A 26,255-nucleotide genomic window follows, 5' to 3' on the forward strand; every position below is an offset into this window, starting at 1 on the left:
CCCGCCCGAGAAAGGCGGGGCAGTCCTGTTTATTCTTCGCTGTGGGTGATTGCGATAGACAATTCGTCCAGCTGCTTCTGCTCCACCGTGCCAGGCGCGCCCATCATCAGGTCCTGGGCGTTCTTGTTCATGGGGAAGGGGATGACCTCCCGGATGGAGTCCTCTCCGGACAGCAGCATGACCATCCGGTCCACGCCGGGGGCGATGCCCGCGTGGGGGGGCGCGCCGTAGGTGAAGGCGTTGTACATGGCGGGGAACTTATTCCGCACGTCCTCCTCCTTCAGGCCCACCATCCAGAAGGCTTTGATCATGATCTCCGGATCGTGGTTGCGCACCGCGCCGGAGGACAGCTCTACGCCGTTGCACACCAGATCGTACTGGTCGGCGGTGATGGACAGGGGGTCGATCTCCCCCTTGATAGCCTTTTCAATGGTCTCCAGACCGCCGGCGGGCATGGAGAAGGGATTGTGACAGAACTCCAGCTCGCCGGATTCCTCGCCAATCTCGTACATGGGGAAGTCTACGATCCAGCAGAACTCGTACCGCTCCTTGTCCATGTGGTTGGGGCAGAAAGCGCCCAGCATTTTCAGCAGCACACCGGCGGTTTTCTGAGCGGCCGGCTTGGCCCCGGCGGTGAGGCCAACAAAGCAGCCGGGGGTCAGCTTCAGCGCCTCTGCCGCCTGCTCCTTGATGGGCTGGACAAACTTGGCGATGCCGCCTACGATCTCGCCCTTCTCGTCATAGCGGAACCAGTAGGCTTTGTTCCCCGACTGGACCTCCACATCGGCGCACAGCTTGTCGATCTGCTTTCGGGTGCCTTCAAAATCGGAGACAACGACCGCCTTGACCGTCTGGTTCTCAAAGGGGCCGAAGCCGCAGCCAGACAGCAATTGGGTGGCGTCGGTGACGGTCAGGTCAATGCGCAGGTCGGGCTTGTCGGAACCGTATTTCTCCATGGCCTCCAGGTAGGGGATGCGGGTGAAGGGGGCGGCGGAGGCGGTGTTATATTTGCCGTATTTGGCGAAGATGGGCGGGAGTACGTCCTCCAGTACTGCGAACACGTCCTCCTGGCTGGCGAAGGCCATCTCCATATCCAGCTGGTAGAACTCGCCGGGGGAGCGGTCTCCGCGGGCGTCCTCATCCCGGAAGCAGGGGGCGATCTGGAAATACTTGTCAAAGCCGGAGGCCATCAGCAGCTGCTTGAACTGCTGGGGCGCCTGGGGCAGGGCGTAGAATTTGCCGGGGTGCTTCCGGGAGGGGACCAGGTAGTCCCGGGCCCCCTCGGGGGAGGAGGCAGTGAGGATCGGGGTGGTGATTTCCAAAAAGCCGTGATCCGTCATGGCGGCTCGCAGAGCGGACACCACCTGGCACCGCAGGACGATGTTGCTCTTGACCTCCGGGTTGCGCAGGTCCAGATAGCGGTACTTGAGCCGGGCGGATTCGTCCGCCTCCCGGCTGCGGGTGATGGGGAAGGGGAGCTCGTTGTGGCGGCAGCGGCCCAGCACCTGGATTTTGGCGGGGACTACCTCAATGTCGCCGGTGGGCAGCTTGGGGTTTTTGCTGTCCCGCTCCCGGACTGCGCCAGTGACCTGGATCACCGTCTCCTTATTCAGCTCCTTGACGGTTTGGATGGTATCCTCCGTCTCCAGCACAACCTGGGTGGTGCCATAGAAATCCCGCAGGACCAGGAAGGCCAGGCTTTGACTGACCTCCCGCAGGTTTTCCATCCAGCCCGCCAGGGTCACTTCCTGGCCTGCCTGCTCCATGCGCAGCTCGCCGCAGGTGTGGGTGCGGTAAAAGGTGGTTGTGTCACCCATAAGATCAACTCCTATTTGTATTATTGTTTTTGAATATTACTGATCGCATATGGATTTCAGCGTTTCTTGAAGTTTGTCTGGGTTGGAGGGGGCGTAGCCCTGCCACTGGTTTTCCTCCTTCCCGGAGATCCACAGATGCTTGCCGTCCCAATAGGCGATATAAAAGGAGGAACAGCCGCTGACCTCACGGACTGCAATCCCGTTCGTGCCGGGTCTCTGGAACGGGAGAATCCGGGTGTACCTCTGCCCACGCAGGGCGTTTAATGCAGCCCGCCCCGGTGCGGCCTGCTCCGCTGAAACGGGGAAGTCGCTCATACCGGGATAATCACCCTCGTGGAGAATGGTGATGGTATGGGCCGCTATTTCCGGTATCCCACAGCCGGAGTTCTTAATTTGGTCGTAGGTAAGCTCCTCCGCCAAATAAGCCGCAGTCAGGCCAAGGCCGAAGGCGGTCAAAAGGACAAGGAGGGTGCAAAGGGGCCAGAGCAGCTTTTTCATAGAGCTCCTTTGTCCAAAATGGGAGTTTCGCCGCTCTTGGCGGTAATGGCGGCAACGATTTTGCCCACAGCCTCGCCGGTGGGAATCAGCTCCTGCTTGCCGGAGCGCATATCCTTCAAGGACACCTTGTCCTGTTTAATCTCGTCGTCCCCCAGGAAGACCACATAGGGGACCCCCAGCTTATCGGCGTAATTCATCTTCTGCTTGAACTTCTTCTGCTCGCCGTAGATCTGGGTGCGCACCCCAGCCGTCCGCAGGTTGGTGGCCAGCTGAATGGCGGGAGCCATATCTTCGGTCATGGGGAGGATGAGTACATCGGCGGGAGCGGTGTTCAGGCTGTCGTTGAGGTAGCCCTGGTCCTCCAGCACAAAGAACAGGCGGGTCAAACCGATGGAAATTCCAACTCCGGGAAGTTGTTTATCGGTATAATATTCCGCTAAGTTATCATATCGTCCCCCGGAGCAGATGGAGCCGATCTCCGGGTGGTCCAACATGGTGGTTTCGTAGACGGTGCCGGTATAGTAGTCCAGTCCACGGGCGATGGTCAGGTCCAGCACAAAGTGGGTCTCAGGCACACCAAAGGCGGCCAGATGCCTGGCCACGGTGCCCAGCTCGTCCAGGCCCTTGTCGAACATGGGGTGGCTACCCCGGTAAGCCTCCAGGGCGGAGAGAACCTCGGCGTTGCTCCCTTTGATGGCGATGAACTTGAGAATCTCCGCCGCCTGTTCATCGCTCAGGCCGATGTCGGGGGCGGTGAGCAGGTCTCGGACGCTCTTTTCCCCGATCTTTTCCAGCTTGTCCACCGTGCGCATGATGGCCCCCGATTGCTGGGTCAGGCCCAGGGAGGCGTAGAAGCCGTTGAGGATTCTCCGGTTGTTGACCCGGATCTGGAACCGCTTCAGGCCCAGTGCGGTAAAGGTGCGGTAGATGATAGCGGGGATTTCCGCGTCGTTGGAGATGTCCAGCTGGCCGTCGCCAATGACGTCAATGTCTGCCTGATAGAATTCCCGGAACCGGCCCCGCTGGGCCCGCTCCCCCCGGTAGACCTTGCCGATCTGGAAGCGGCGGAAGGGGAAGGCCAGCCTGGCGTAGTTCAGGGACACGTACTTGGCCAGAGGGACCGTCAGGTCGAAGCGGAGGGACAGGTCATTGTCCCCCTTGGTGAAGCGGTAGATTTGCTTCTCCGTCTCCCCGCCGCCCTTGGCCAGAAGTACCTCGCTGGCCTCGATGAGGGGGGTGTCCAGGGGGGTGAAGGCGTAGAGGGAAAAGGATTCCCGGATGATGGCCGCCATGCGGTCGAACTGGATCTGCCGGGCTGGGAGGAGCTCCATAAAGCCAGACAAAGTGCGGGGTTGAACCTTAGCCATAGTCAAAATCCTCTCTTTCTCAATTACACACAGTATTGTTTGCTTCTGATATTACAAAATAAAGAAGAATTGTCTTGTTCAGGAAAAAGGAACAAAGCGCCCCCATCCACGAGGTCGGGACGGGAGCGCGCACATGCAGCAGGGGACCGCCGCTTACAGGGCAAAGGGAACCCGATTGGGGTTCATGCCTTCGCGCCAGTCCAGATCGCCCCGGGCCAAGCCATGGATGAGCAGCTCGGCGGTGGCCACGTTGGTGGCTACGGGGACGGAATGCTGGTCGCACAGGCGGGTGATGTACAGCACGTCCTTGTCCATCTCATTATCTTGGGGGGAGTTGAAAAAAAGCACCATGTCGATCTCGTTGTAGATGATGCGCTGGCCGATTTGTTCGATGCCTCCATGCTCATGGGACAGGAAGAGCTGGACAGGCAGACCGGTGGCCTCCGCCACCATGCGTCCGGTGGCGTTGGTGCCGCAGACAGCATGCTTGGACAGGACACCACAGTATGCGGTGCAGAACTGCACCATCAGCTCCTGCTTTTTGGTGTGGCTCATAATGGCGATGTTCATGGCGGAAATACCTCCTCAAATCGTTTCGGATGGGGTCGGTGGAGTTAACGGATGCGCATGATCGGCACCCGCTGTCCCTCCAGCCGCTGGGCGATGTTCCAGCAGGCCAGGGCGGCGCCCCGTTTGCCCCGGGTGGTGAGGGGCTGCCCCAGGTTGGCGCACAGGATGACCTGGGGATCCTCCGGCACCACGCCGATGAGGGGCAGTCCGGCGGCATTCATAGCGTCGTCGATGGTGGTGCGCAGCTTGCGCAGCAGCTTGGTCTGGATGCGGTTCATGACCAGATGGATCGTTCTCAGGTGCTCCAGCTCTGCCACGGTCCGCTGGGCGTCCCGCAGGGAGGAGGCGTCGTTGGTTGCGATGACGATAGCGCGGTCCACCCCTCGAGTGGCCAGCTGGAAGCCGGAGCCCAGTCCGGCGGGGGAGTCGATTAGGATGTAGTCATAGCCGTCGCGGGCCTCGTTCAGCAGGGCGCGCACCTTCTCTGAGGTGAGGCTGGCGGGCATGGTCATGGGGGCGGAGAGCAGAGAGAGCCCCTTCAGGTCGGGGTGCTCCACCACGGCCCGGGCCAGGGGACAGCGGCCCAGCGCCACATCGGAAAAATCCATCAGAGCCCGGTCACTGAGTCCCAGCGAGATATCCAGGTTCCGCAGGCCGATGTCCATGTCGATGCACAGCACGTTCCGGCCCATCAGGGCCAGGGAAGCGGCTATGCCGCCGGTGACAGAGGTCTTTCCAGTACCGCCTTTGCCGGAAGTGATCGCGATCACAGTGCCCATGGAAGGAACCTCCTAACCTTACTGTTTAGTGTACCACAAATCTGCCGCTCGTCAACCATTTTTGGCGGAACTTTTAGAAAAAATTTACAAATTCCCATCGGATTCGAGGAAACTGCCCTGTCAGAGGGGATCTTTTTGTATTTTTGCCCATCGCCTGGGGTAGCCCTTCAGGGTAGGAGCCAGCTTTTCAATGACGATGAGGCGGTGGGTGACATCGGTCCCTGGCAGGGAGTAGTCCTGCACCTCGCTGACCCGGCCGCCCAGCAGCTTGATGGCGTGGGCGGCGTCCTCCAGCTCCTGACCGCTGTTGGTGGACTTCATAGCCAGGAATTTGCCTCCCACCTTTACATAGGGGAGGCACAGCTCGCACAGCAGCCGCAGGTCGGCCACCGCCCGGGCGGTGGCGAAGTCGAAGCTGTCTCGGAAGCCCTTTTTCAGGGCCTGCTCCTCCGCCCGGGCGTGGACGGTCCGGACTCCGGAATACAGCCCCGCCGGCAGTGCGCCGCTGGTCTCCAGCAGCCAGTCCAGCCGTTTGTTCAGCGAGTCCAGAAGGGTGACCTCCAGGGAGGGGACCAGCAGCTTCAGCACCATTCCTGGAAAGCCCGCCCCGGTGCCCACGTCGATGAGAGTTTTTCCCTCAAGGCTGCAGAACTTGAGGAGGGCGGTGCAGTCCAGGAAGTGCATCCGGGCCACCCCCTCCGGGTCCCGGATGGCGGTGAGGTTCATTACCTGGTTCTTTTCCAGGAGCCGCTGGCAGTATTCGTCCAGACTGGTGATTGCCCAGGGATCGATCTTGTCCGTAAGACCGTACTCCTCGAAGCCCTGGCGGAGAATCTCTGTAATGTGTTCCATAGCCTATCCTCTTATCACTGTGACGCGATGACAGCGGCCAGCTCAGGAAAATTGGACATGAGTCCGGCGATGCCGATGGGCAGGGTGGCCAGGGCCAGCAGCCAGCAGAAAACAGCCAGACCGATGGCGGGCCATTTCCCTGGCCTGCCGGTGCTCTTCCAGGACACCAGCGCCAGCGCCCCCATTCCAATCAGCCCCGGAAGGGTGAGCAGGGGACCCAGGTTGTGCAGTCCTGCGCCGTTGAAGTAGATATAGGTGGTCAGTATCAGCAGAATCAGAGCGTAGGCCAGGCCGGTCCAGGCCAGGGTCCGCTTGACAGGGGAGGAGGGGGTAAAGCCGCTGTTCTCTTGCTCCTCGGGGGAGCGTTTGTCCTCAGCCATTTAGTGCTTCTCCTTTAAAAGGTCCCGGATCTCCATCAGGAGTTTCTCCTCAGGGGAGGGTTCCGGCGGGGCGGGAGGGGCGGCGGGCCCTTCCTCTTTGCGGTGGAATTGGTTGATGGCCTTCACCAGGCAGAAGACTACAAAGGCCATGACCAGGAAGTTCAGTACTGTATTGAGAAAACTGCCCAGCATGATCTCGCCGCCTCCCGCCAAGCGGATGGTTAAAGAGCTGGCCAGTGCCCCGCCGTCCTCAGTGAACGTCCCAAGGATGGGGTTGAGAATGTCATCAATAAGAGAGGTGATTATGTTGGAGAAGGCCCCGCCGATGATGACGCCCACCGCCATGTCCATCACATTGCCCCGGGCAATAAATTGTTTGAATTCCTTGAAAAAGCTTCTCATATGTGCCTCCGGCGGTGAGTTACCAGCGGTCGTCGTCGCTGGCGCGGATGCGGGTCTCTTTGATGCCCATCTGAAGGTTGTACAGGGTCTTGTTCAGCGAGGTGATCTCCTGCTCGGTCAGTTGGGCGAAGAGGATGCCGTACCAGAACTGGCCCCGGCCATGCTCCACGCACCGGACGATCTGCCCCAGGAAGTTCAGCGGCGCGTATTCGTCCAGCTTGATCCGGATGCGCAGCACTTCGTCTTCCATGTGGATATACTCCGACTGAATGCAGCAGCCGCCGGTGCTGATGTTGATGAGCTGGCACTCCTCCGGATTTTTGTAGCGGTCGTCGTCGTTCCGGTAGAGGGACACGGGTGCGGAATAGGGGAGGCGGAAGGTCTCCCGGTTTTCGGCATGGCTCTCCACCTTCAGGTTGGTCGCCTTCAGGACCGTGCGGGTGGATTCGGTCACCGTGGCGCTGAGACTGATGGGGATCAGCTTTTTGTCGTAGCCGCTGAGGCTAACCGAGGTGTTGAGAGGTGCGATTTTAAAGGACAGCTCGCCGGGGAGCCGGCCCAGAGTCAGGTTGTCCTCCGAGCACTCGGTGATCCGTCCGGAGAGCAGAGGGTCCCCCTCCTTGGACATGACGTCGATGCGCATGCCCTCGAACAGCTCGCCGGTGGGGGCGCTCTCCTGCTGGCGGCCAAGGACCAGTGTGGATGACTGTTCCTGTTCCAGCTCCTCCTCTTCCTCGTCCTCGTCCCTGGAAAAGAATGAAAAAATACCCATAGTCGATCTCCTTTCCCGAAATTAGTGCTTAGGGACCATGACCTCCAGGCCGCCCATATAGGGCTGGAGCACCTTGGGGATCACAACGCTGCCGTCCGCCTGAAGGTTATTTTCCAGGAAGGCGATGAGCATGCGGGGGGGCGCCACAACGGTGTTGTTCAGGGTGTGGGGAAGGTAGGTGCCCTTCTCGCCCTTGACCCGCATCTTCAACCGGCGGGCCTGGGCGTCCCCCAGATTGGAGCAGGAGCAGACCTCAAAATATTTCTGCTGCCGGGGGGACCAGGCTTCGATGTCGCAGGACTTCACCTTCAGGTCGGCCAGGTCGCCGGAGCAGCACTCCAGCTGCCGGACGGGGATGTCCAGGGATCGGAACAGCTCCACCGAGTAGCGCCACATTTTCTCGTACCACTCCATGGAGTCCTCGGGCCTGCAGACTACGATCATCTCCTGCTTCTCGAACTGATGGATGCGGTAGACGCCCCGCTCCTCAATGCCATGGGAGCCCTTTTCCTTGCGGAAGCAGGGAGAGTAGGAGGTGAGAGTCTGGGGCAGGCTGGCTTCGGGAATCATCTGGTCGATGAATTTGCCGATCATGGAATGCTCGCTGGTGCCGATGAGGTAGAGGTCTTCGCCCTCAATTTTGTACATCATGGCCTCCATGTCGGTCTGACTCATAACGCCCTCAACCACATTGCCGTGGATCATGAAGGGGGGGATGCAGAAGGTGAAGCCCTTTCCGATCATAAAGTCCCGGGCGTAGGCCAGCACCGCCTCGTGGAGACGGGCCACGTCGCCCAGCAGGTAGTAGAAGCCGTTTCCGGACACCCGGCCGGCGGAGTCCATATCCACACCGTCAAACCGCTCCATGATCTCCGTGTGGTAGGGAATCTCAAAGCTGGGGACGGCGGGCTCGCCAAACCGTTCCACCTCCACGTTGGCGGAGTCGTCAGGGCCGATGGGCACGGAGGGGTCGATGATGTTGGGGATGACCAGCATGATCTTTCGGATCTTTTCCGCCAGCTCGGCCTCCTTCTGCTCTAGCTCGGCCAGCCGGTCGGCGTTGGCCTTCACCTTGGCCTTGGCCTCCTCGGCCTCCGCCAGCTTGGAGGGGTCCTTCTTGGCCTGGCCCATGAGCATGCCCACCTGCTTGCTGAGGGTGTTCCGGGCGGCCCGGAGCTCGTTGGCCTCGGACATGGCGGCCCGGTTCTCTGTGTCCAGAGCCAGCACCTCGTCCACCAGGGGGAGCTTCTCCTCCTGGAATTTTTTCTTGATGTTTTCCTTTACTGCGTCCGGGTTGTCCCGGATAAAGCGAATGTCGAGCATATCAGATTCTCTCCTTATTAAAGATATCATGGATGTTTCACGTGAAACATTGCTTACTTGATGACCTTCCCCCGGATCTCCATATATCGGTCGTAGGGGGAGTAGCGGTCAGTGCCGGTGGAGTTCTCCTTTGGGAGATACTCCATCAGCGGGCCTGCGGCGGGAGTTGTCTCCGGGCTTTCGAGTTGGGTGATCAGCTCGCGGCACAACTGGGTCCTGCCGCGGACGTAGGCGTCGTTGATCTGCCAGAAATAGTCCATGGCCTGGGTGGTCCAGGCGAGCAGGTTCTCCGTGTGGCTCAGCGTATCGGTGACGCCATCCAGGCTGACTGTAAGATCGCCCGCCGCTGACTTCTGCTGTTCCAGCTGCTCCTCCAGTTCCGCCAGCCGAAGCTTCAGGCTGCTGTTCTCGTCTATCAGCCCCTGGAGGGTCTGCACGGTAGAGGCGGACTGCTTCAGGTCGTCGATCTGCTGCTGGCTCTGCCGCCGCTCCATCATAAAGGTGAACAGCAGTAGGACAAAGGCGGCCATGAACAGGACGGCGATATACTGAAAGACGGAGTTGCGGCGGCGGCGCTGCTGGGTCTTGCGCCGCCGGGTCTCCTGGTCGGGGGAGGGGGGACGGCGGGTTCGGGTTCCGTCCTCTGGAAAGCGGTCGGCGTCCTCAATAAAGGGCTCGCTGCGGTTCCGCTCAGCCATCCTGCCCACCTCCCTGCGATGTCAGGCGCTGCAGCAGGGCCAGCAAGGTCTCCAGATCCTGCTCGTTGTAATACTCCAGCTCGACGCGGCCCTTCTTGCCCTTGTGAGCGATCTTTACCTTCCGGCCCAGCCGTCCGGCCAGGTCCTTTTCCAGTTCGCCCAGATAGAGGGAGAGGTCCGGTCCCTGTTCCTTGGGCCGTTCCTTCTTCTCCTTTTGGAGGGCTTTGATCAGAGCCTCGGTCTGCCGTACTGAGAGCTGCCCCTCTACAACCTGCTTAGCAGCCTCCTTTTGGAGGGCGGCGGTGGGAGCGCCCAGAATGGCCCTGGCGTGTCCAGCGGAAAGGGCGTTCTCCTCCACCAGGGTCATAACCTCCTCGGGAAGGGCCAGCAGCCGCAGGGTGTTTGTGATGGCGGGACGGGATTTCCCCATCTGCTGGGCCACCTGCTCCTGGGTCAGGCCGTACTCCTCCATCAGAGTCCGGTAGCCCCGGGCCTCCTCAGCGGGATTCAGATCCTCCCGCTGGAGGTTTTCGATTAGTCCAAGCTCCATCACCTTGCGGTCGTCCGCCTCGATGATGACGGCAGGGACCTCCTGAAGTCCGGCGGCCTTGGCCGCCCGCCATCGCCGCTCGCCGGCGATGATCTGGTAGTAGCCGGTAGCCAGACGGCGGACCGTCAGCGGTTGGATGATACCGTGGACACGGATGGACTCCGCCAGATCGTCCAGCGCCCCCTGCTCAAAGCGTTTTCGGGGCTGATTCAGACCTGGCTCCACCTGGGAGATGGGCAGGGCGACGGAGCCTTCCCCCTGAGCGGGCAGCTCCGGGTCGCCCAGCAGAGCGTTCAGCCCCCGGCCCAGGCCCAGTTCGGTTTTTCGTTTTGCCATATCCTTACCTCTTTAATCAGATTGTCACAGCTGAGCCAGAGCCGCGGTCATCTCCTCGGCCAGCAGCTTGTAGGCCTCCGCGCCGCGGGAGTAGGGATCGTAATCGGAGATGGGCTTGCCGTGGCTGGGCGCCTCAGAGAGGCGGACGTTCCGGGGGATGACGGTGGCATACACCTGGCCGGGGAAGTGGCGCTTGACCTCCTCCGCCACCTGGAGGGAGAGGTTGGTGCGGCTATCAAACATGGTGAGCAGAACACCCTCCATGGTCAGGTTGGGATTCAGCTTCCGCTTCACCAAACGGACGGTAGCCAGCAGATCGCTCAGCCCCTCCAGGGCGTAGTATTCGCACTGGACCGGCACCAGCAGGGAATTGGCGGCGCACAGGGCGTTGACCGTCAGCAGCTCCAGGGAGGGGGGGCAGTCGATAAAGATGAAGTCGTACTCGCCGGACAGAGTGTTGAGCGCGTTTTTCAGCAGCTCCTCCCGTCCGTCAATGCCAATCATCTCGATCCCCGCGCCGGCCAGCGCCTTGTTGGAGGGCAGTACGTCACCATACTTGGTGGATACCACCGCCTTGGCCGGGTCAGCATCGCTGACCAGCAGGTCGTAGACGTTGGGAGAGGCGGTGTTTTTGTCCACCCCCATACCAGAGGTGGCGTTGGCCTGGGGGTCGAAGTCACACAGCAGGACCCGTTTGCCCAGGGAATGGAGGGCGGCGGTGATGTTGACGGTGGTCGTGGTCTTGCCCACGCCGCCCTTTTGGTTTACGACGGCGATGATCTTTGCCATGAGGATGGCCTCCTTGCGGAAATAAAAAATATAGGTTGTGCAATTTCTCATTATATCAACCGCCGTCATGGATTTCAACTGTTTTTCAAGAATTCCTGGAAAAGAAACGCGGGAGCCGCAGAGCGGCTCCCATGTTTCACGTGAAACATCACCCCGCCCGGCGGGGGATGTGGATGGTGAGGGTGATCTCCTCGTCGGAGTCCTGACGGCGGCACTGGGCGTCCACCCCGGCGGAGCGCATGATGTCCAGGCTGCGGGTGATGGTGTTCAAAAACAGACGCACATCCTTAATCACGAAGGTGGGGCGTCTCCGGTCGGGGGGAGCCTTGGCCATGAGCATGCTGTCCACCAGGGCCTCGGTTTGGGCAACCGTGAGGTTGTCCGCAACGACCAGCCGGGCAGCCTCCAGCTGCTGCTCCCCCTCGCTGAGCCGGAGGAGGGCCCTGGCGTGGCGCTCGGTGGCGCCGTGGTCCCGGAGCAGCTCCAGCACCTCGTGGGGCAGCTTGAGCAGGCGCAGCTTATTGGCCACCGCAGACTGGCTCTTGCCGATGCGCCGGGCGGCGTCATCCTGGGAGATGTGATAGGTATCGATGAGGCGGCGGAGGGCCAGGGCCTCCTCCCAGAAGTCCAGGTCCCGGCGCTGGAGGTTCTCCACCAGAGCCAGCAGGGAGGAGGACTGGCTGTCCGTCTGAATGGACAGGCAGGGGACGGTGTCCAGACCGGCCAGCCGGGCCGCCCGAAGGCGGCGTTCGCCGGCCACCAGCTCCCACTGGCCGTCCCGGCGGCGGACGGTCAGCGGCTGGAGCACCCCCAGCTCCTGGATGGAAGCGGCCAGCTCCTCCAGCTCGGGCTGGGTGAAGGTGCGCCTGGGTTGGTTGGGGTTGGGGTGAATGGCGTCGAGGGGGAGGAAGAGCACCCGTCCGGTCTCAAAAATCCCCTTTTTCAGCAGCGGCCACATAGAGATTACCACCTTTCTTATGTACAGCAAATGGAATGGTTACAGCTATAGTTTACCATAAATTGGAAATCAAAAGGTCGAAGCCCGTCGCCCAGGAAAAATTTCCCGGGGAAGCCTGCGCCGCAGGGGACTGAGCGCTTCCAGCGGGCGGAGGACTGGCAAACTATGGAGAAAAAAGGAAAAATGCCAGAAAAAATTATGGAGAATGTGAGGAAAAACCCGAAAAAAGGGGATTGAAAAACGGGGGGATTTCTTGTACAATGTAGTTGTGGCATTTTTTGCAGAAGGACGTGGCCCGGACGATTCGGGCCATCGTTTCGTTTCAGAAAGGCGGTGGAGTCCCCATGGAGCTGCTGAAGCAGCGAATCCGGAAGGATGGAACGGTGAAGGGGAACGATGTGCTGAAGGTGGACAGTTTTCTGAACCACCAGATGGATGTTGCCCTTTTTGAGGAGATCGGCAAGGAATTTCTGCGCCGGTTTGACGGCTGCGGTGTGAACAAGATTTTGACGATCGAGGCCTCCGGCATCGGGATCGCTTGTGTCACAGCGCAGTTTTTTCATTGTCCGGTGATCTTTGCCAAAAAGAGCAAGACCAAAAACATCGCCGGCGAGGTGTACACCACCAAAGTCAGGTCCTTTACCCATGGGAATGTGTCTGATGTGATCGTGTCCACCCGGTTCCTGGGTCCGGGGGACAAGGTCCTGATCATCGACGACTTCCTGGCCAACGGCGCGGCGCTGGAGGGGCTGATCGATCTGGTGAGCCAGTCCGGGGCGGAGCTGGCCGGGGCGGGGATCGTCATCGAAAAGGCATTCCAGCCTGGTGGAGACCGGCTGCGCGCCAAGGGAATCCGGGTGGAGTCACTGGCTCGGATCAAGTCCATGAGCGAGGAAACCGGCGTGGAATTTATGGATTAAAGCCGGACTGGTCCGGTTTTAATATATAAGGTAGAAAGAGGAAGAACAACTTAAGGAGGAACTAGAATGAAAAAACTTCTTGCGCTGGCTCTGGCTGCGGCTATGAGCCTGTCCCTTGCCGCCTGCGGCGGCGGCAGCACCAGCACCCCTGCCGCCAGCAGTCCCGCCGCTTCCGGGAGCGGCAGTGATGTGTCTGCCCCCACCGGCGGCGACAGCTCCGACTTCAAGGTGGGCGCCATCTATATCACCAGCCAGAACGATGTGGCCGGGTATACCTTCCAGCACCACAACGGCATCACCACCGCCATGAAGGACCTGGGCATGGACCCCGCCACCCAGCTGCTCATTGTGGACAAGGTGGATGAGGACTATGACGCTGTGTGCAGCGCCATCGACACCCTGGCCAACCAGGGAGCCAACGTGATCTTCGGCATCTCCTTCGGCTACATCGACGCCATGAACGACAAGGCCGGGGATTACCCCGAGATCATCTTCTCCCACGGCACCGGCTATCTGGGCAATGACACCAACTTCAACAACTACTTCGGCCGCATCTATCAGGCCCGCTACCTGGCCGGCATCGCCGCCGGGCTGAAGTCTCTGGAGACCGGCAACAACTCCATCGGCTATGTGGCCGCATACAACACTGAGTACGCCGAGACCTGCTCCGGCATCAACGGCTTTACCCTGGGTGTTCAGTCCGCCAACCCGGACGCCACCGTCTATGTAAAGAAAATCAACATCTGGGGCAACGAGAACCTGGAGCGCCAGGCCGCCCAGGCCCTCATCGACACCTATAACTGCGGCGTCATCTCCCAGCACTGCGACTCCGCCCAGCCCCAGCTGGTGGCCCAGGAGAACAACGCCTTCGGCTGCGGCTACAACTCCGACATGACTGAGCAGGCCCCCAACGCCCACATCACCGCCGCCATCTGGCACTGGAACGTCTACTACCAGACCGCCATCGAGGCCGCCATGGCCTGCAACGGCGATGCCTCCAAGTTTGTGGAAAACATGGACGGCAACGCCTACTACGCCGGCCTGGCCGAGGGCCTTGTGGACACCTCTCCCGTGAACGAGGCCACCGCCGCCCCCAACACCACCGCCGTGATGGACGCGGTCCGGGAGCTGATTAAGTCCGGCGAGTGGGACGTGTTCACCGGTGTGAAGCTGAGCTATAACATCGGGGAGGACGGCTCGGTAGAAATCGTCAAAACCGAGGCCGACCTGGTGGATACCAACGGGACCGTGATTGTCCCCGCCGGCGGTCCCTCTGTGGACGACGGCGTGATCAAGGGCAGCATGGATTACAATGTAGCTGGCGTGGTGGAGGGCTGACCCTCCCGCCCAATCAACGCAGACCCGAACCGGGCCGGCCGGATACCACCGGCCGGCCCGCGTGTTTTTGGAAGAGGAGAGAAGGTATGGAGGAACGGTATGCCATTGAGATGCGGGGCATCTGCAAAAGCTTTGGCAGCGTAGCGGCAAACAAAAATGTCAACCTGAACGTCAAACCGGGGGAGATCCTGGCCCTGCTGGGGGAGAACGGCTCGGGCAAGACCACCCTGATGAACATGCTGTCGGGCATCTACAAGCCGGACAGCGGGTCCATCCTGCTGAACGGGCAGGAGGTGTCCATCAACTCCCCGGAGGACGCCAAGCGGCTGGGGATCGGCATGGTCCACCAGCACTTCAAGCTGGTTGACGTCTTCTCCGCCGCCGACAACATCTGGCTGGGGGACGACAAGTCGGGCGCGGTGCTGAAAAAGGACCGGTACAACACCATTGGGGAGATGGCAAAAAAGTTCGGCTTTGATATAGATCCCCGGAAAAAGGTGTACAACATGGCGGTGTCAGAGAAGCAGACCCTGGAGATCGTCAAGGTGCTGTACTACGGGGCCAAGATCATCATCCTGGACGAACCCACCGCCGTCCTCACCGTGCAGGAGACGGCCAGGCTCTTCGATGTGCTCCGCCGCATGAAGGGATCGGGCCACGCCATCATCATCATCACCCACAAGCTCAACGAGGTGCTGGAGATCAGCGACCGGGTGGCCATCCTCCGAAAGGGGGAGTACATCTGTACCGTGGACACCTCCTCCACCGGCGAGCAGCAGCTCACCGAGTACATGGTGGGCCGGAAGGTGGAACTGAACATCGACCGCCCCGTGGTGGAGAAGACCCGGCCCCTGCTGGAGATCCGGGACCTGACCATCCGCAATGACGAGGGGGCGGTGGCCATCGACCGGGTGAACTTCTACATCCGGGGGGGCGAGATCCTGGGGGTGGCCGGCATCGCCGGCTGCGGACAGAAGGAGCTGTGCGAGGCTATCGCCGGCCTGCGGCCGATTGAGAGCGGCATGATGATCCATAAGGGGGACAACATCGTGGGCCTCAGCCCCAAGTCGATTTTGGAAAAGGGCATCTCCATGTCCTTCATCCCCGAGGACCGGCTGGGCATGGGCCTGGCTCCCTCCATGTCGGTGACCGACAACATGCTGCTGAAAAAGTACGACCAGTCCAAGGGGCCCTTTGTGGACCGAAAGACCGGTCGGGCGGAGGCCCAGCAGGTCATCGACGAGCTGGAGATCGTCACCCCCTCCACCGAGACGCCGGTGCGCCGCCTGTCCGGAGGCAACGTGCAGAAGGTGCTGCTGGGCCGGGAGATCAAGGCCGGCCCCAACGTGATTGTCACCGCTTACCCCGTCCGGGGGCTGGACATCAACTCCTCCTACGCCATCTACGACATCCTGAACAAGCAGAAGAAGGACGGGGTAGGCATCCTCTTCGTGGGGGAGGACCTGGACGTGATGATCGACCTGTGCGATAAGATCATGGTGCTGTGCCACGGCAGAGTGATGGGCGTGGTCCACGCCCACAAGACCAGCAAGGAGGAGCTGGGCCTGATGATGACCGGGGCGCTGGACCTGACCAACAAGTATGAGGACAAGCCCGCCGGCATCGCCCGGGACAGCCGCATCGAGGAATCCGAGGAGGTGGAGGAATGAAAAACCGTCAGCCTCTGTTCCACGTGGTCAAGCGGGACCACGCCGGACCGGGCCGTCAGGCCGCAGCCTATGTGGCGGCGGTGGTGCTGGCGCTGCTGGTGGGCGCGGTGCTGCTGATGGTCCAGGGGGTGGAGCCCGTTACCTTCTATAAGCAGCTGCTCACCATGGGCATCCCCGGCAGCCGCTACCCCTGGCGTTCAGTGGAGAATTTCATCAAGCTGTTCGTCCCGCTGCTGATCACGTCGATGGCCCTGGCGCTGGCCTTCAAGATGCGCTTTTGGAACATCGGCGGCGAGGGACAGTTCATTATGGGGGCGTTCTGGGCGGGCTTCGCTGCCATGAAGCTGGGCGGGACCCTGCCCCAGCCCTTGATGGTGGTGGTCATGGCCCTGTGCGGCGCCCTGGGGGGCGGACTGTACGGTGTGTTCGTGGCGGCGCTGAAGGTGAAGTGGGGGACCAACGAGACCCTCCTCACCCTGATGCTGAACTATGTGGCCCTATACTTCCTGCAATATTTTGCCGAGACAAAAACGGACTGGAATTTTTTCCTGGACCCGGATTCCGCCCGGCCCAAGTTCGCCAAGTTCCCGGCCAACGCCCAGATGATCACCATCCCCATCGGGCCCTTCAACCTGAACCTGTCCCTGGTGATCGCCGCCGTTCTGTGCGTGCTGCTGTACATCTATCTGAACTACACCAAGCGGGGCTATGAGATTGCCGTGGTGGGGGACAGCCCCAACACCGCCCGGTACGCCGGGATGAAGGTGGGAAAGATTGTCATCCGCACCATCTTCCTGTCCGCCGCCCTCATCGGCCTGGCGGGGGCCTTCCAGGTGTCCTCCGCGGGCATCCTGTCCACCTCCGTCACCAACGACGTGGGCTGGACCGGCGTGGTGGTGGCCTGGCTGGCCAAGCTGAACATGGTGGGCATTGTGGTGGCCTCTCTGCTGATCACGGTGCTCCAGTTCGGGTGCCAGACGGCCAGCACCACCTACCCCTCCATCGACGCCAACTTCGCTAATCTGCTTCAGGGAGTGATCCTCTTCATCGTGCTGGCGGCGGACTTTTTCACCCGCTTTCGCCTGGCGCGGACCAGAAAGGAGGCGGCAAAATGAACGATCCCATCAATGTATTGACGCTGTTCCTCTTTAACATCGTCCTGGTGAATATCCCTCTGCTCTACGGCACGGTGGGAGAGATCGTGGTGGAGAAATCCGGCAGCCTGGACCTGGGCGTGGAGGGCACCATGGCCATCGGAGCCATTTTTGGCTATCTGGCCGGGTGCGTGGCCAACAGTCTGGCGGTGGGCCTGCTGGTCTCCTTTCTGGCGGCAGGGCTGTGCGGACTGCTCTTCGCGGTGCTGACCGTCTCCCTCCAGGCCAATCAGAACGTCACCGGCCTGACCATCACCACCTTCGGCCTGGGCCTGTACTTCTTTGTGGGCAAGGGCCTGGGGGAGCGGTGGCCCGCCATGACCGGCGCCGGGAGTCTGGTGAAGGGATTTTCCGCACTGGAAATTCCGGGCCTTTCTAAACTCCCTGTAATCGGAAAGGCCCTGTTTTCCCACAATCTGCTGGTCTATCTGGGGATTGTCATCGCCGTGCTGGTGTGGTGGTATCTCAACTTCACCAAGACGGGCCTGCGTCTGCGGGCGGTGGGGGAGAACCCCGGCGCAGCTGACTCGGTGGGCGTGAACACTCTGATGTATAAGTACATCCACCTCATTGGAGGTTCCGGCATCATGGGCCTGGGCGGGTTCTACATGGCCCTGTATATGAGCGGCTCCTTTGAGGGCTCCAACTGCTGGATCAACGGCTACGGCTGGATCGCCATCGCCCTGGTGATCTTTGCCAACTGGAACCCGGTGCTGGCCATTTTAGGCACCCTGGTCTTCGGCTTCTTCAACACCTTGCAGATCTACGCCGGGTCGCTGGCCGGAGCTTTCCCAGGATCGCTGGGCTGGCTCAATACGGTCCCGGCTCAGCTGTACAAGGCCCTCCCCTTCCTGATCACTGCCATCGTGCTGATTGCCTCCTCCATCCGCAGGAGGGAGGGGTCCGGCCAGCCCGCCGCTCTGGGCCTGAACTACTTCCGCGAGGAGCGGTAATTGATCACGAACTGTATAATAGAGCGAAAAAATAACAGGAGCGCCCCGGTTTGGGGCGCTCCTTTGTGTTGCCTGTCAGTCGGCCAACTCAGTCTGAATGGCGAGCTGCAGGGACTGCATATTGTCCCAGAAGGAGCTCACATCCAGCGTGTCAAAGGCGGCGGTCTTTTCCAGGCCCAGCCGGTCCCGTTCCTGGTCGATCTTCTCTCTCAGCAGGCTGGAGATGCAGGCCGCCCGGTATTCGGCAGGGTCGATGGGCAGGCGGAGCATGATATGATAGCCGTAATCTGTCTCCACCACATCGGAGATCTCGCCCACAGACAGCTCCAGCGCGGCCTCCCGGAAGCCGCCCACCAGAGAGTCGGAGGCACTGAAGATGTAGCCCTCCGGATTGAGGAGCAGACCGCCGTCCTCGCTGTGCTGGTTCATCAGCTGGTCGAAGAGGGTGATGGGGTCCTCCGACGCCTGAAGCTGAGCCAGCAGATCGTCGGCAGTGGCTTTCTTCTGGGCGATTGCCTCCTCCTCCAGCGGCTCGCTGGTGTCCTGATCGATGGTCATCAGAAGAATATGCTTCACATGGAAGTAACCGTTTTCGTCCAGATAGGCGTTCACCTCAGCGTCGGTGGGGTAACTGCCGCTGTCCTCGCCGAAGTAGAGCTCCTGCAGCTGGTCGTAGAGGTCGTTGTTCTCGTTGAGCTTGATCAGCAGGTCCTTGGTGAGCATATTGCCCCAGAAGGTGTAGATCACCTGGGACTCATCCGAGCCGGCCTGCACCACCATGTCGGCATACTGCATATCCATATCGGCGGCAACGGAGGGGTCGGGGGTGAGTCCCTCCTGACGGGCCAGCTCCCGCAGCATGGCGTGGAAGACAGCGATTTCTGTGGCCTGATCCAGCATATACTGGCCGAAGGTGAGGCCGTCGTCCGTCATCTGAACGTCCCAGGGCAGGGTGGTCATCTGGCCGCCGAACTGATCCAGGTAGTTCTCAATGACCCAGTCAAGCCAGTAGAGATAGTCTGCGGCAGTGATCGCCGTCTCGCCCAGCCTGGCGAGAGTCTCATCCCCGGCCAGTCCGGAGACCGCCAAATAGGGGTCGGTGATCTGGGACAGGTCCATAGGTTCTGCCTGGGAAGCGGAGCCGGAGGCGCTGCCAGAGCCAGAGGCAGAGCTTCCATCGGGACCGGCAGAGGTCCCGCCGCAGCCGGTCAAGGCGGTAAGGGTCATGACAAGGGCCAGCGCCAGGGCCCCAAAACGTTTGGTATGATTCATAAAGTGCTTCCTTTCGTAAGATCTAAGAACATGATAAATAGGGAACAGCCCCTATCATATCACAGTTTCCGGTCCAGGGCAAGCCTGATTCTCGCTTGCAAACCGGTGCGCATTGTGGTAAACTGTCCCAAAATAGAGAGGAGTGACTGCGATGTCCTTATTTGGAACGCTGTTTGGAAAAAATGCTGCGCCGAAGCAGGAGCCGGAGGCCCCCAAGGGACCGGGTGCGCCGGTGTCCTTTTTCCCCGACGGTGTGAATATGTCCGACTGGGATCAGGTGTTCTCCGCCTGCCTGGGCAAGATGTACACCGCCCAGCACGCCTTTCTGGATCTGGTGAGAGGCGAGGAGGGCTGGTATATCGACTTTGAGAAGGGCGCCCTCACGCTGGGCAAACAGGAGTTCCGGGTCCAGTTCCTGGGCAGTGAGTCCTATGCCTCCAACTCCTGGCTGTGGGGCTGGGAGAATATCAACAATTTCCCCAACAGCGTGCTGGGCCAGGCCCAGATCGCCCGGACCTACGGCCAGACCTGGGGTCTGGAGCCGCTGATGCACCCCCAGTGTGAGCTGAACGGCACCTTCAACGGCCACAACTTCTCTATGGTGGTCTGCGGAGCTCTGGCGGAGGACCGCTGCTACTACCGCTGTCCCACCGCCGGCGGACAGGGGGCCGCCTTCGTGGCCCTGTGTGACATGCCCAAGGAGCTGTTCGCTCCGGTGGACGGCATCACCTTCATCAACAGCGTGAGCCAGTGCATCCAGCAGTTCTATCTGGACCACAAAATCTTCGTGGAGGCATTCCTGCGCTGGAACAAGACCCCCTTCGACTGGTCCGGCGACATCCTCACCGCCCACTTCGACGCCGATGTGGCGGTGGAGTTCGAGCAGGCGGGGGAGAATTACCGGACCAAGAATCTGAGCCAGACAGTAAAACCGTAAAAGAGATGGCCGCCCCTTTGGGCGGCCGTTCTGTTATGTTAACCTGATAATCCCAGCAGCCAATCGACAGAGACGCCAAGAACCTTCGCAAAGAAGGGCAGCTCGTAGTCGGGGATGAAGCGTGTGCCAATCTCAATGCGGCTGACACTGTCACGCTCGATCATGATTCCCTCCACCTGCATTTGCGCCGCTAGATCAGACTGTGAAAGCCGCCTTTTCAGCCGGGCCTCCCGGATGCGATCGCCAGATATGTTCTTTTTTCCGTTAAAGTCATAAATCTTCAAAGTAAAACCCCGATATGCTAAAGATAAGTATTTTTCTTGACTTTAACATATAAAGATGCTATCATTGTGTTAAAGATCAGCAGCCTTGGAGAAAGATCAACAATAAAAGGAGAGATACAATGAAAAGAAAGATCAGTATTCTGCTTGCCCTCCTGCTGGCGTTCTGCCTGACTGCCTGCGGAGATACACAGAGCGGCGGCAAACCCTCAAGCACCTCGACATCTTCCCAGGGAAAGCCCGACGTGGAGAAGCCAAAGCCGGAGGAGAAAGGCCCTGAGATTACTTTTCAAGAGCTCACCGTGATAGACAACGAGGCCTGCACGGTAAAGATTACAGGTATTGATCCAGACGATATGTGGGGCTTTACATTGAAGGCCAATCTAGAAAACAAATCCAAAGACAAAACATATATGTTTGCCGCTCAGAGCGCCGCTGTGAACGGCGTTCAGAGTGACCCGCTTTTTGCGAAAGAGGTTGCCCCCGGAAAAAAGGCCATTGAGGACATCAGCTTTATGGACTCCGCGCTCCAGGAAAATGAAGTTGGGGAATTTACGGATATTGAATTGACCATTCGGGTATACGATTCCAATGACTGGCTGGCAGAGGAAACGGCACTGGAGACAGTCCACATTTACCCCTATGGAGAGGATAAGGCTTCCACCTTTACAAGGGAGCCCCAGCCGACAGACCAAGTTCTTGTTGATAATGAGTATGCCACAGCAATTGTGACCGGATACACCGAGGACAGTATTTGGGGTTATACTGTGAATTTGTTCTTTATTAATAAGAGTGACAAAGAGGTTATGTTCAGCGTAAACGACGCATCTGTAAACGGTTACATGGCTGATCCATTTTTTGCTAAGGCTGTAATGGCTGGAAAATGTGCCTTCGCTTCCATGTCCTGGTCCGACAGTACATTGGAAGAAAACAGCATTGCAGAAATAGAGGAAATTGAGTTTACACTTCGTATCTATGATAATAATGACTGGCTAGCAGAAGCATTTGCCGAAGAAAATATCACATTGAATCCATAAAGAAAGCGGCCGCCCTTGGGCGGCCGCTTTCTGTTCATGTCAGTATTTCTTTTATGTTTCCAGCGCCTCGGCGTAGTTCTCCACCACCTGCCGGGCGGCCCGGAGGGGGTCCTCCCCCTTGGCCAGACGGAAGGAGAACCGGGGCGTGTCGCCGGGGATGAGGAGCAGGCGTTTGGTATACTTTTCTTGGGCGCACAGGGCGGAGAAGGGCTCCAGGCGGAACTCGTCCAAGGTAAAAATCAGCCGGTCCCCCTTCTGGGCCAGGTCGTTAATGCGGCACCGAGCCGCCGCCGCACGGAGAAGCGCCACCGAAATCAGGTTGTTCACCGGCCGGGGAGGCTCGCCGTAGCGGTCAATGAGCTCGTCCACCAGCTCGTCGGCCTCCTCCTCGCCGCGGATGGCGGCGATGCGGCGGTACAGGTCCATCCTCTGCTCCGGAGAGGGGACGTACCGGTCGGGGATGGAGGCGGACACGCTGAGGTTGGCTGCACACTCGGTACGGGTGGGCAGAGGCTGGCCCTGCTCCAGCAGGACGGCCTCTTCCAGCAGTTTCAGATACATGTCATAGCCCACGCTGAGCAGAAAGCCGCTCTGCTCCGGCCCCAGCACGTTGCCCGCCCCCCGAATTTCCAGGTCCCGCATGGCGATTTTGAAGCCGGAGCCGAACTCGGCAAACTCCCGAATGGCCTCCAGTCGCTTAGAGGCCACTTCGCTGAGTACCTTCCCCTTTCGATAGGTGAGGTAGGCGAAGGCCCTCCGATTGGACCGGCCCACCCGCCCCCGGATCTGGTGGAGCTGGGCCAGTCCCAGCTTGTCGGCGTCCTCCATGATGAGGGTGTTCACGTTGGGCAGATCGATGCCCGTCTCAATAATGGTGGTGCAGACTAAGACATTCAGCTCCCCGTCGGTCATCTGGGCCATCACGTCGTCAATGGCCTCCTGGGTCATCCGGCCGTGGGCCACGCCGATGGCGGCCTCCTCCCCCAGGAGCATTTGAATGCGGGCGGCACAGCGGTCAATGGTCTCGATACGGTTGTGAAGGTAAAATACTTGCCCCCCTCGATCCAGCTCCCGGCTCATGGCGTCGGCCAGCAGGCTCCAGTCGTGCTCCAGCACGTAGGTCTGCACCGGCTGACGGTCGGCGGGAGGTTCCTCCAGGGTGGACATGTCCCGGATGCCGGACAGGGCCATATTCAGCGTCCGGGGGATGGGAGTGGCGGACAGGGTGAGCACATCCACCTGCTTAAAATTCTCCTTCAGCTTCTCCTTGTGCTGCACGCCGAACCGCTGCTCCTCGTCCACCACAAGAAGTCCCAGGTCCTTGAAGCGCACGTCCTTGTTAAACAGCCGGTGGGTGCCGATGAGGATGTCCACCTCCCCCGCCTCCACCCGGCGGAGGGTCTCCTTCATCTGGGCGGAGGTGCGAAAGCGGGACACCACGTCGATGTTGACGGGGTATTTCTGAAACCGGCGCAGGGCGGTGAGGTAGTGCTGCCGGGCCAGCACGGTGGTTGGCACCAGAATGGCCGCCTGTTTGTTGTCCAGCACGCACTTCATCATGGCCCGGAAGGCCACCTCCGTCTTGCCGTAGCCCACGTCGCCGCACAGCAGGCGGTCCATGGGGGTGGGGCGCTCCATGTCCCGCTTGATCTCCTCAATGCACCGCAGCTGGTCGTCCGTCTCGGTATACTCAAACTGCTCCTCAAATTCCCGCTGCCAGGGGGAATCGGGGGCAAAGGCGTAGCCCGGCTGGCGCTGGCGCTGGGCGTAGAGCTGGATCAGCCCCTTGGCCAGGTCCTGCACCGCCTTTTTAGCCTTCTTCTTGGCCTTTTCCCACTCCTGGCCCCCCAGACGGTTCAGCTTTTTTGTCTCATTGGCGTCCTCTCCGCCGCCGATGTACTTGCTCACCAGGTCCAGCTGGGTGGCGGGTACGTAGAGCACATCGGTGCCTGCGTAGGCGATTTTTACATAATCCTTCTCAATGCCGTCCACCGGCATCTTCACCATACCCACGTACCGGCCCACCCCATGGTGCTCGTGGACCACCAGATCGCCGGGGGTCAGGTCGGCGTAGGACTTCAGCTTCTGCCGGTTGGTAGCCTCCTTCTGGCGGCGGGGCTTTTTTCCGGCGGCCTTCTCCCCCTCGGTGAGGACGGCCAGCTGAATAGCCGGATACTCGAACCCGCTGGACAGTCCGCCCACGGTGATAACCACCTGTCCCGGCTGGGGCAGGGCGGTCAGGCGGAAGTCCACCGCGGCTTTCACCTTCTGCTCCCGCAGGAGGGTCTGCAGGTCCAGCGCCCGCTGCTCGCCAGACACCAGCACCAGCGAGGCGAAGCCGCTGTTCTGGTAGTGGGCCAGGTCCTGGACCGCCGTCTCCAGGCTGGCCAGGAAGGGGGGCAGCTGCTTGGCCGTGATGGACAGCAGCGCCTTGGGGGGGATGGGATAGCTGGCCGTGGTGAAGGAATCCAGAAACACCAGGGGCCATTCCTCCAGGCGGTTGAGGAACTGGGGGAAGGTAAGGGCCAGCTCGCCGCAGGAGGGGTCCAGCTCTCCCTGCTCCAGCAGGGTTTTTATGTCCTCCTCCAACTGCCACTGCCAGGATCTGGCCCGCTCCGCCGCCCTTGGGCCCTGGTCGAAGAGGACGCAGGCGTCGGGGGGCAGATAGTCCACCGCCCCGGCCAGCTCCGGGTAGATCAGGGGGAGGTAGCGGTCCAGAGCGGGAAAGGTCCGCCCCTGGGCGATGGCCTCGCCGTCGGCCTCCAGGGTGGCGGCCAGAGGCTTGTTCCCCCTTTGCAGCGCCTTGGCCGCCAGCTTGGACAGCTGCCTGCTCAGCCCGGCCAGCCCCTCCGGGGCCAGCTGGGGCAGGACCTCAGCGGCGGGGAGGAGAAGGGCGGTTTCGATGTTCTCGGTCCGCCGCTGGGTGGCCGGGTCGAAGACCCCCATGGCGTCCACCTCGTCCCCGAAAAACTCCACTCGGACGGGCTGGGCCATTCCTGGTGAGAAGACGTCCAGAATGCCGCCCCGCAGGGCGAACTGTCCCACGCCCTCCACCTGCTCGCACCGGACATATCCGGCGGCGGCCAGCCCCTCGGCCAGCTCGTTCAGATTATAGGCCCCGCCGGTCTTCAACTCCCGGCAGCAGTGCTCCAGCGTCTGAGGGGGAATGGTCCGCTGGAGCAGGCCCTCCACGGTGGCCACCAGGAAGGGGTACTTCCCGTCCGCCACTCCCTTCATCAAGGCCAGCCGCCGGTGCTCCCACTGGCGGGAGACGGAGGAGGCGTTGTGAAAGGTGAAGTCCCGGGGGCCCAGCACGGGAACCGCCGTCCCGGCAGCGAAAGCCCCCAGGTCCCGGGCCAGCTTCTCCCCCTCGCTTTCACCGGCGCAGATCACCACAACAGGACGTTGGGTGGTCAGCCCGATGGCGGCGGCGGCGTGGACCCGGTGGATGGCCGCCGCCCCGGACAGGGCCATAGGGGAGCGGCCCCCCTCCAGGGCGGAGAGGAGCTGCTGAAATTCCGGAAGACGGCTGAAGGCGGCGGTAAGCAGTTTCATGGAAAAAACCTCGATTTTCAACAGGGTTTGGGAACGCGGCAATGCCCCTGCCCCCAAAAGGGGGAGGGGTCGGTCAGGTACCCTTTAGTATACCGGCAGGCGGGAGCGCCGTCAAGGGGAATTTTGGCAGGCGTTCATATTGGAAGATTTTATAGTTGGTCCGCAATGGAATGAATATCAGCCTTTCCATGAAACAGCAGCAGCGACACGGGATTACGAAGGGACAGGGATAAAACCGGCCTGGAGCGTCGTTGCTCCAAGCCGGTTTTTCCAGTCAGGTAATCTCGTAGTCCTGTCCAAACTGAAGCTCACCGAAGTTGATGCGGCTCCCGGTGGGGGGACGGCGGTGGTCCTCCTCGCCGTAGTCCTCCTCGGGGGGAAATTCCTCATCCTCGTAGGGGCCGTCCATGGGGAACTCGGCGGTGTCGGACAGATCCGAATCCTCCTCCTGCTCCGCCCGGGTCCGCCGATTCTCTGCGGCGGCGGCCTCCATGGCCTGGGCCAGCAGGCGCTGGACGTTGTCGTCAATCTCCGAGGCCTTTTCCGCCACCGGGTCGGGGGCGGGGGCCAGATCGGCGGGACACAGCTCCTCCAGGTGGGAGAGGTACTCCGCCTCCTGAGCGTGGAGGGCGCGCACCTTGGCCACAAAGGCGGCGGTCTCCTCCTGAGCCTTTTTCAGCCGGTACTCCTCCGCCTCCAGCTCGCGGGACAGCTCCGCCCGGCGGGCGTCCACGTCCTTCTCCGTTTGGGCCAGCATGGCGTCCTTCTTCTGCTCGGCCTCCCGCACCAGGTCGTCCGCCATCCGCTGGGCGGCCAGCAGAGCCTTTCGCATGGCCTCCTCGGTGGAGCGGTACTCCTCTACCTTGTCCACCAGCACCTTCATCTTATTTTTCAGCACCGCGTTCTCGTTGAACAGCGCGGAGTAGTCTCCGGTCAGGATGTCCAGAAATTCGTCCACCTGGCCCATGTTATAGCCGCCGAAGGACGCCTTCTGAAAGGCGCGCTCGGATACCTCCTGTGGCGTGAGCATATGCAAAGCCTCCCTTC

Annotated in this window: 25 protein-coding genes; 7 read left to right on the forward strand and 18 right to left on the reverse strand. The window is 60.7% G+C overall.

The annotated features are described in order from the left end of the window. Window positions 1-29 precede the first annotated feature (29 nt). The 14 genes from aspS to VV088_RS17700 form a co-directional block, all read right to left on the reverse strand. Window positions 30-1,817 carry an aspartate--tRNA ligase gene (aspS, locus tag VV088_RS17635; protein WP_334601987.1) on the reverse strand — a complete coding sequence of 596 codons (1,788 nt, stop codon included), beginning with the start codon at window positions 1,815-1,817 and terminating at the stop codon, window positions 30-32. Window positions 1,818-1,853: 36 nt separating this feature from the next. Then, entirely contained in the window at window positions 1,854-2,315 is a 462-nt protein-coding gene (locus tag VV088_RS17640; RefSeq protein WP_334601988.1) for a hypothetical protein, read from the reverse strand. Further along, on the reverse strand, window positions 2,312-3,682 hold the full coding sequence (gene hisS, locus VV088_RS17645) for a histidine--tRNA ligase (protein ID WP_334601989.1): 1,371 nt from the start codon (window positions 3,680-3,682) through the stop codon (window positions 2,312-2,314). Before hisS ends, VV088_RS17640 begins: the two co-directional genes overlap by 4 nt. A gap of 153 nt (window positions 3,683-3,835) precedes the next feature. After that, the gene (locus VV088_RS17650) at window positions 3,836-4,252 is read right to left on the reverse strand and encodes a methylglyoxal synthase (protein ID WP_334601990.1); all 417 of its coding nucleotides are present in this window, start codon (window positions 4,250-4,252) and stop codon (window positions 3,836-3,838) included. Window positions 4,253-4,296: 44 nt separating this feature from the next. Continuing rightward, window positions 4,297-5,031: a nucleotide-binding protein gene (locus tag VV088_RS17655; RefSeq protein ID WP_334601991.1), complete on the reverse strand. Its 735-nt coding sequence runs from the start codon at window positions 5,029-5,031 to the stop codon at window positions 4,297-4,299. Between the two features lie 120 nt (window positions 5,032-5,151). Beyond that, on the reverse strand, window positions 5,152-5,883 hold the full coding sequence (gene rsmG / locus VV088_RS17660) for a 16S rRNA (guanine(527)-N(7))-methyltransferase RsmG (RefSeq protein WP_334601992.1): 732 nt from the start codon (window positions 5,881-5,883) through the stop codon (window positions 5,152-5,154). Between the two features lie 14 nt (window positions 5,884-5,897). Then, window positions 5,898-6,263, reverse strand: a complete 366-nt coding sequence (locus VV088_RS17665; RefSeq protein ID WP_334601993.1) for a hypothetical protein — start codon at window positions 6,261-6,263, stop codon at window positions 5,898-5,900. Beyond that, complete coding sequence (gene mscL / locus VV088_RS17670) at window positions 6,264-6,665, reverse strand: large conductance mechanosensitive channel protein MscL (RefSeq protein WP_334601994.1); 402 nt, start codon at window positions 6,663-6,665, stop codon at window positions 6,264-6,266. A gap of 19 nt (window positions 6,666-6,684) precedes the next feature. Beyond that, window positions 6,685-7,437 (reverse strand): PilZ domain-containing protein, encoded by a 753-nt coding sequence (locus VV088_RS17675; protein ID WP_334601995.1) that lies wholly within the window; start codon window positions 7,435-7,437, stop codon window positions 6,685-6,687. A gap of 21 nt (window positions 7,438-7,458) precedes the next feature. Further along, window positions 7,459-8,760 carry a serine--tRNA ligase gene (gene serS, locus VV088_RS17680; protein ID WP_334601996.1) on the reverse strand — a complete coding sequence of 434 codons (1,302 nt, stop codon included), beginning with the start codon at window positions 8,758-8,760 and terminating at the stop codon, window positions 7,459-7,461. Between the two features lie 53 nt (window positions 8,761-8,813). Beyond that, complete coding sequence (locus VV088_RS17685; RefSeq protein WP_334601997.1) at window positions 8,814-9,458, reverse strand: hypothetical protein; 645 nt, start codon at window positions 9,456-9,458, stop codon at window positions 8,814-8,816. Continuing rightward, window positions 9,451-10,344, reverse strand: a complete 894-nt coding sequence (locus VV088_RS17690; protein WP_334601998.1) for a ParB/RepB/Spo0J family partition protein — start codon at window positions 10,342-10,344, stop codon at window positions 9,451-9,453. The genes VV088_RS17685 and VV088_RS17690 overlap by 8 nt, the downstream gene beginning before the upstream one ends. Before the next feature lie 24 nt (window positions 10,345-10,368). Beyond that, complete coding sequence (locus VV088_RS17695) at window positions 10,369-11,133, reverse strand: ParA family protein (protein ID WP_334601999.1); 765 nt, start codon at window positions 11,131-11,133, stop codon at window positions 10,369-10,371. 148 nt (window positions 11,134-11,281) lie between these two features. Beyond that, window positions 11,282-12,091, reverse strand: coding sequence for a ParB/RepB/Spo0J family partition protein (locus tag VV088_RS17700; protein ID WP_334602000.1), 810 nt, complete (start codon window positions 12,089-12,091; stop codon window positions 11,282-11,284). A gap of 344 nt (window positions 12,092-12,435) precedes the next feature. Between VV088_RS17700 and VV088_RS17705 the strand changes: the two genes are divergently transcribed. The 5 genes from VV088_RS17705 (at window position 12,436) to VV088_RS17725 (ending at window position 18,126) form a co-directional block, all read left to right on the forward strand. Beyond that, a complete protein-coding gene (locus VV088_RS17705; protein ID WP_334602083.1) occupies window positions 12,436-13,011 on the forward strand; it encodes a xanthine phosphoribosyltransferase in 576 nt (191 codons plus the stop codon). Between the two features lie 66 nt (window positions 13,012-13,077). Then, the gene (locus tag VV088_RS17710; protein ID WP_334602001.1) at window positions 13,078-14,349 is read left to right on the forward strand and encodes a BMP family ABC transporter substrate-binding protein; all 1,272 of its coding nucleotides are present in this window, start codon (window positions 13,078-13,080) and stop codon (window positions 14,347-14,349) included. Window positions 14,350-14,435: 86 nt separating this feature from the next. Then, window positions 14,436-16,019, forward strand: coding sequence for an ABC transporter ATP-binding protein (locus VV088_RS17715; RefSeq protein ID WP_334602002.1), 1,584 nt, complete (start codon window positions 14,436-14,438; stop codon window positions 16,017-16,019). Next, window positions 16,016-17,134 carry an ABC transporter permease gene (locus VV088_RS17720; RefSeq protein ID WP_334602003.1) on the forward strand — a complete coding sequence of 373 codons (1,119 nt, stop codon included), beginning with the start codon at window positions 16,016-16,018 and terminating at the stop codon, window positions 17,132-17,134. Before VV088_RS17715 ends, VV088_RS17720 begins: the two co-directional genes overlap by 4 nt. Next, a complete protein-coding gene (locus tag VV088_RS17725; RefSeq protein WP_334602004.1) occupies window positions 17,131-18,126 on the forward strand; it encodes an ABC transporter permease in 996 nt (331 codons plus the stop codon). Before VV088_RS17720 ends, VV088_RS17725 begins: the two co-directional genes overlap by 4 nt. A gap of 75 nt (window positions 18,127-18,201) precedes the next feature. Here the strand turns inward: VV088_RS17725 and VV088_RS17730 are convergent, their stop codons facing one another. Then, complete coding sequence (locus VV088_RS17730) at window positions 18,202-19,398, reverse strand: peptidylprolyl isomerase (RefSeq protein ID WP_334602005.1); 1,197 nt, start codon at window positions 19,396-19,398, stop codon at window positions 18,202-18,204. A 151-nt stretch (window positions 19,399-19,549) separates the two neighbouring features. On the opposite strand from VV088_RS17730, the gene VV088_RS17735 reads away from it, so the two are divergent. Beyond that, window positions 19,550-20,335 carry a DUF6882 domain-containing protein gene (locus VV088_RS17735; protein ID WP_334602006.1) on the forward strand — a complete coding sequence of 262 codons (786 nt, stop codon included), beginning with the start codon at window positions 19,550-19,552 and terminating at the stop codon, window positions 20,333-20,335. A 38-nt stretch (window positions 20,336-20,373) separates the two neighbouring features. Here the strand turns inward: VV088_RS17735 and VV088_RS17740 are convergent, their stop codons facing one another. Next, window positions 20,374-20,619 (reverse strand): helix-turn-helix domain-containing protein, encoded by a 246-nt coding sequence (locus VV088_RS17740; protein ID WP_334602007.1) that lies wholly within the window; start codon window positions 20,617-20,619, stop codon window positions 20,374-20,376. Window positions 20,620-20,738: 119 nt separating this feature from the next. Here VV088_RS17740 and VV088_RS17745 point away from each other — a divergent pair, with 119 nt between their 5' ends. Then, complete coding sequence (locus VV088_RS17745) at window positions 20,739-21,653, forward strand: hypothetical protein (protein WP_334602008.1); 915 nt, start codon at window positions 20,739-20,741, stop codon at window positions 21,651-21,653. A 51-nt stretch (window positions 21,654-21,704) separates the two neighbouring features. On the opposite strand, the gene mfd is transcribed toward VV088_RS17745, so the two are convergent. Further along, window positions 21,705-25,208, reverse strand: a complete 3,504-nt coding sequence (gene mfd / locus VV088_RS17750) for a transcription-repair coupling factor (RefSeq protein WP_334602009.1) — start codon at window positions 25,206-25,208, stop codon at window positions 21,705-21,707. Window positions 25,209-25,482: 274 nt separating this feature from the next. Beyond that, the gene (locus tag VV088_RS17755) at window positions 25,483-26,238 is read right to left on the reverse strand and encodes a DivIVA domain-containing protein (protein WP_334602010.1); all 756 of its coding nucleotides are present in this window, start codon (window positions 26,236-26,238) and stop codon (window positions 25,483-25,485) included. Between the last annotated feature and the right edge of the window lie 17 nt (window positions 26,239-26,255).

The sequence above is a fragment of the Lawsonibacter sp. JLR.KK007 genome (assembly GCF_036941135.1).
In the GTDB taxonomy this organism is placed as follows: Bacteria; Bacillota; Clostridia; order Oscillospirales; family Oscillospiraceae; genus Lawsonibacter.

Coding starts and splice junctions, on each gene's coding strand:
- VV088_RS17655 (WP_334601991.1), bottom strand. CDS start 5,031: ATGGGCACTGTGATCGCGATCACTTCCGGCAAAGGCGGTACTGGAAAG.
- VV088_RS17745 (WP_334602008.1), top strand. CDS start 20,739: ATGAAAAGAAAGATCAGTATTCTGCTTGCCCTCCTGCTGGCGTTCTGC.
- VV088_RS17720 (WP_334602003.1), top strand. CDS start 16,016: ATGAAAAACCGTCAGCCTCTGTTCCACGTGGTCAAGCGGGACCACGCC.
- mscL (WP_334601994.1), bottom strand. CDS start 6,665: ATGAGAAGCTTTTTCAAGGAATTCAAACAATTTATTGCCCGGGGCAAT.
- VV088_RS17705 (WP_334602083.1), top strand. CDS start 12,436: ATGGAGCTGCTGAAGCAGCGAATCCGGAAGGATGGAACGGTGAAGGGG.
- VV088_RS17730 (WP_334602005.1), bottom strand. CDS start 19,398: ATGAATCATACCAAACGTTTTGGGGCCCTGGCGCTGGCCCTTGTCATG.
- hisS (WP_334601989.1), bottom strand. CDS start 3,682: ATGGCTAAGGTTCAACCCCGCACTTTGTCTGGCTTTATGGAGCTCCTC.
- aspS (WP_334601987.1), bottom strand. CDS start 1,817: ATGGGTGACACAACCACCTTTTACCGCACCCACACCTGCGGCGAGCTG.
- VV088_RS17735 (WP_334602006.1), top strand. CDS start 19,550: ATGTCCTTATTTGGAACGCTGTTTGGAAAAAATGCTGCGCCGAAGCAG.
- VV088_RS17690 (WP_334601998.1), bottom strand. CDS start 10,344: ATGGCAAAACGAAAAACCGAACTGGGCCTGGGCCGGGGGCTGAACGCT.
- VV088_RS17725 (WP_334602004.1), top strand. CDS start 17,131: ATGAACGATCCCATCAATGTATTGACGCTGTTCCTCTTTAACATCGTC.
- VV088_RS17695 (WP_334601999.1), bottom strand. CDS start 11,133: ATGGCAAAGATCATCGCCGTCGTAAACCAAAAGGGCGGCGTGGGCAAG.
- rsmG (WP_334601992.1), bottom strand. CDS start 5,883: ATGGAACACATTACAGAGATTCTCCGCCAGGGCTTCGAGGAGTACGGT.
- VV088_RS17650 (WP_334601990.1), bottom strand. CDS start 4,252: ATGAACATCGCCATTATGAGCCACACCAAAAAGCAGGAGCTGATGGTG.
- VV088_RS17715 (WP_334602002.1), top strand. CDS start 14,436: ATGGAGGAACGGTATGCCATTGAGATGCGGGGCATCTGCAAAAGCTTT.
- serS (WP_334601996.1), bottom strand. CDS start 8,760: ATGCTCGACATTCGCTTTATCCGGGACAACCCGGACGCAGTAAAGGAA.
- VV088_RS17675 (WP_334601995.1), bottom strand. CDS start 7,437: ATGGGTATTTTTTCATTCTTTTCCAGGGACGAGGACGAGGAAGAGGAG.
- mfd (WP_334602009.1), bottom strand. CDS start 25,208: ATGAAACTGCTTACCGCCGCCTTCAGCCGTCTTCCGGAATTTCAGCAG.
- VV088_RS17665 (WP_334601993.1), bottom strand. CDS start 6,263: ATGGCTGAGGACAAACGCTCCCCCGAGGAGCAAGAGAACAGCGGCTTT.
- VV088_RS17700 (WP_334602000.1), bottom strand. CDS start 12,091: ATGTGGCCGCTGCTGAAAAAGGGGATTTTTGAGACCGGACGGGTGCTC.
- VV088_RS17710 (WP_334602001.1), top strand. CDS start 13,078: ATGAAAAAACTTCTTGCGCTGGCTCTGGCTGCGGCTATGAGCCTGTCC.
- VV088_RS17685 (WP_334601997.1), bottom strand. CDS start 9,458: ATGGCTGAGCGGAACCGCAGCGAGCCCTTTATTGAGGACGCCGACCGC.
- VV088_RS17755 (WP_334602010.1), bottom strand. CDS start 26,238: ATGCTCACGCCACAGGAGGTATCCGAGCGCGCCTTTCAGAAGGCGTCC.
- VV088_RS17640 (WP_334601988.1), bottom strand. CDS start 2,315: ATGAAAAAGCTGCTCTGGCCCCTTTGCACCCTCCTTGTCCTTTTGACC.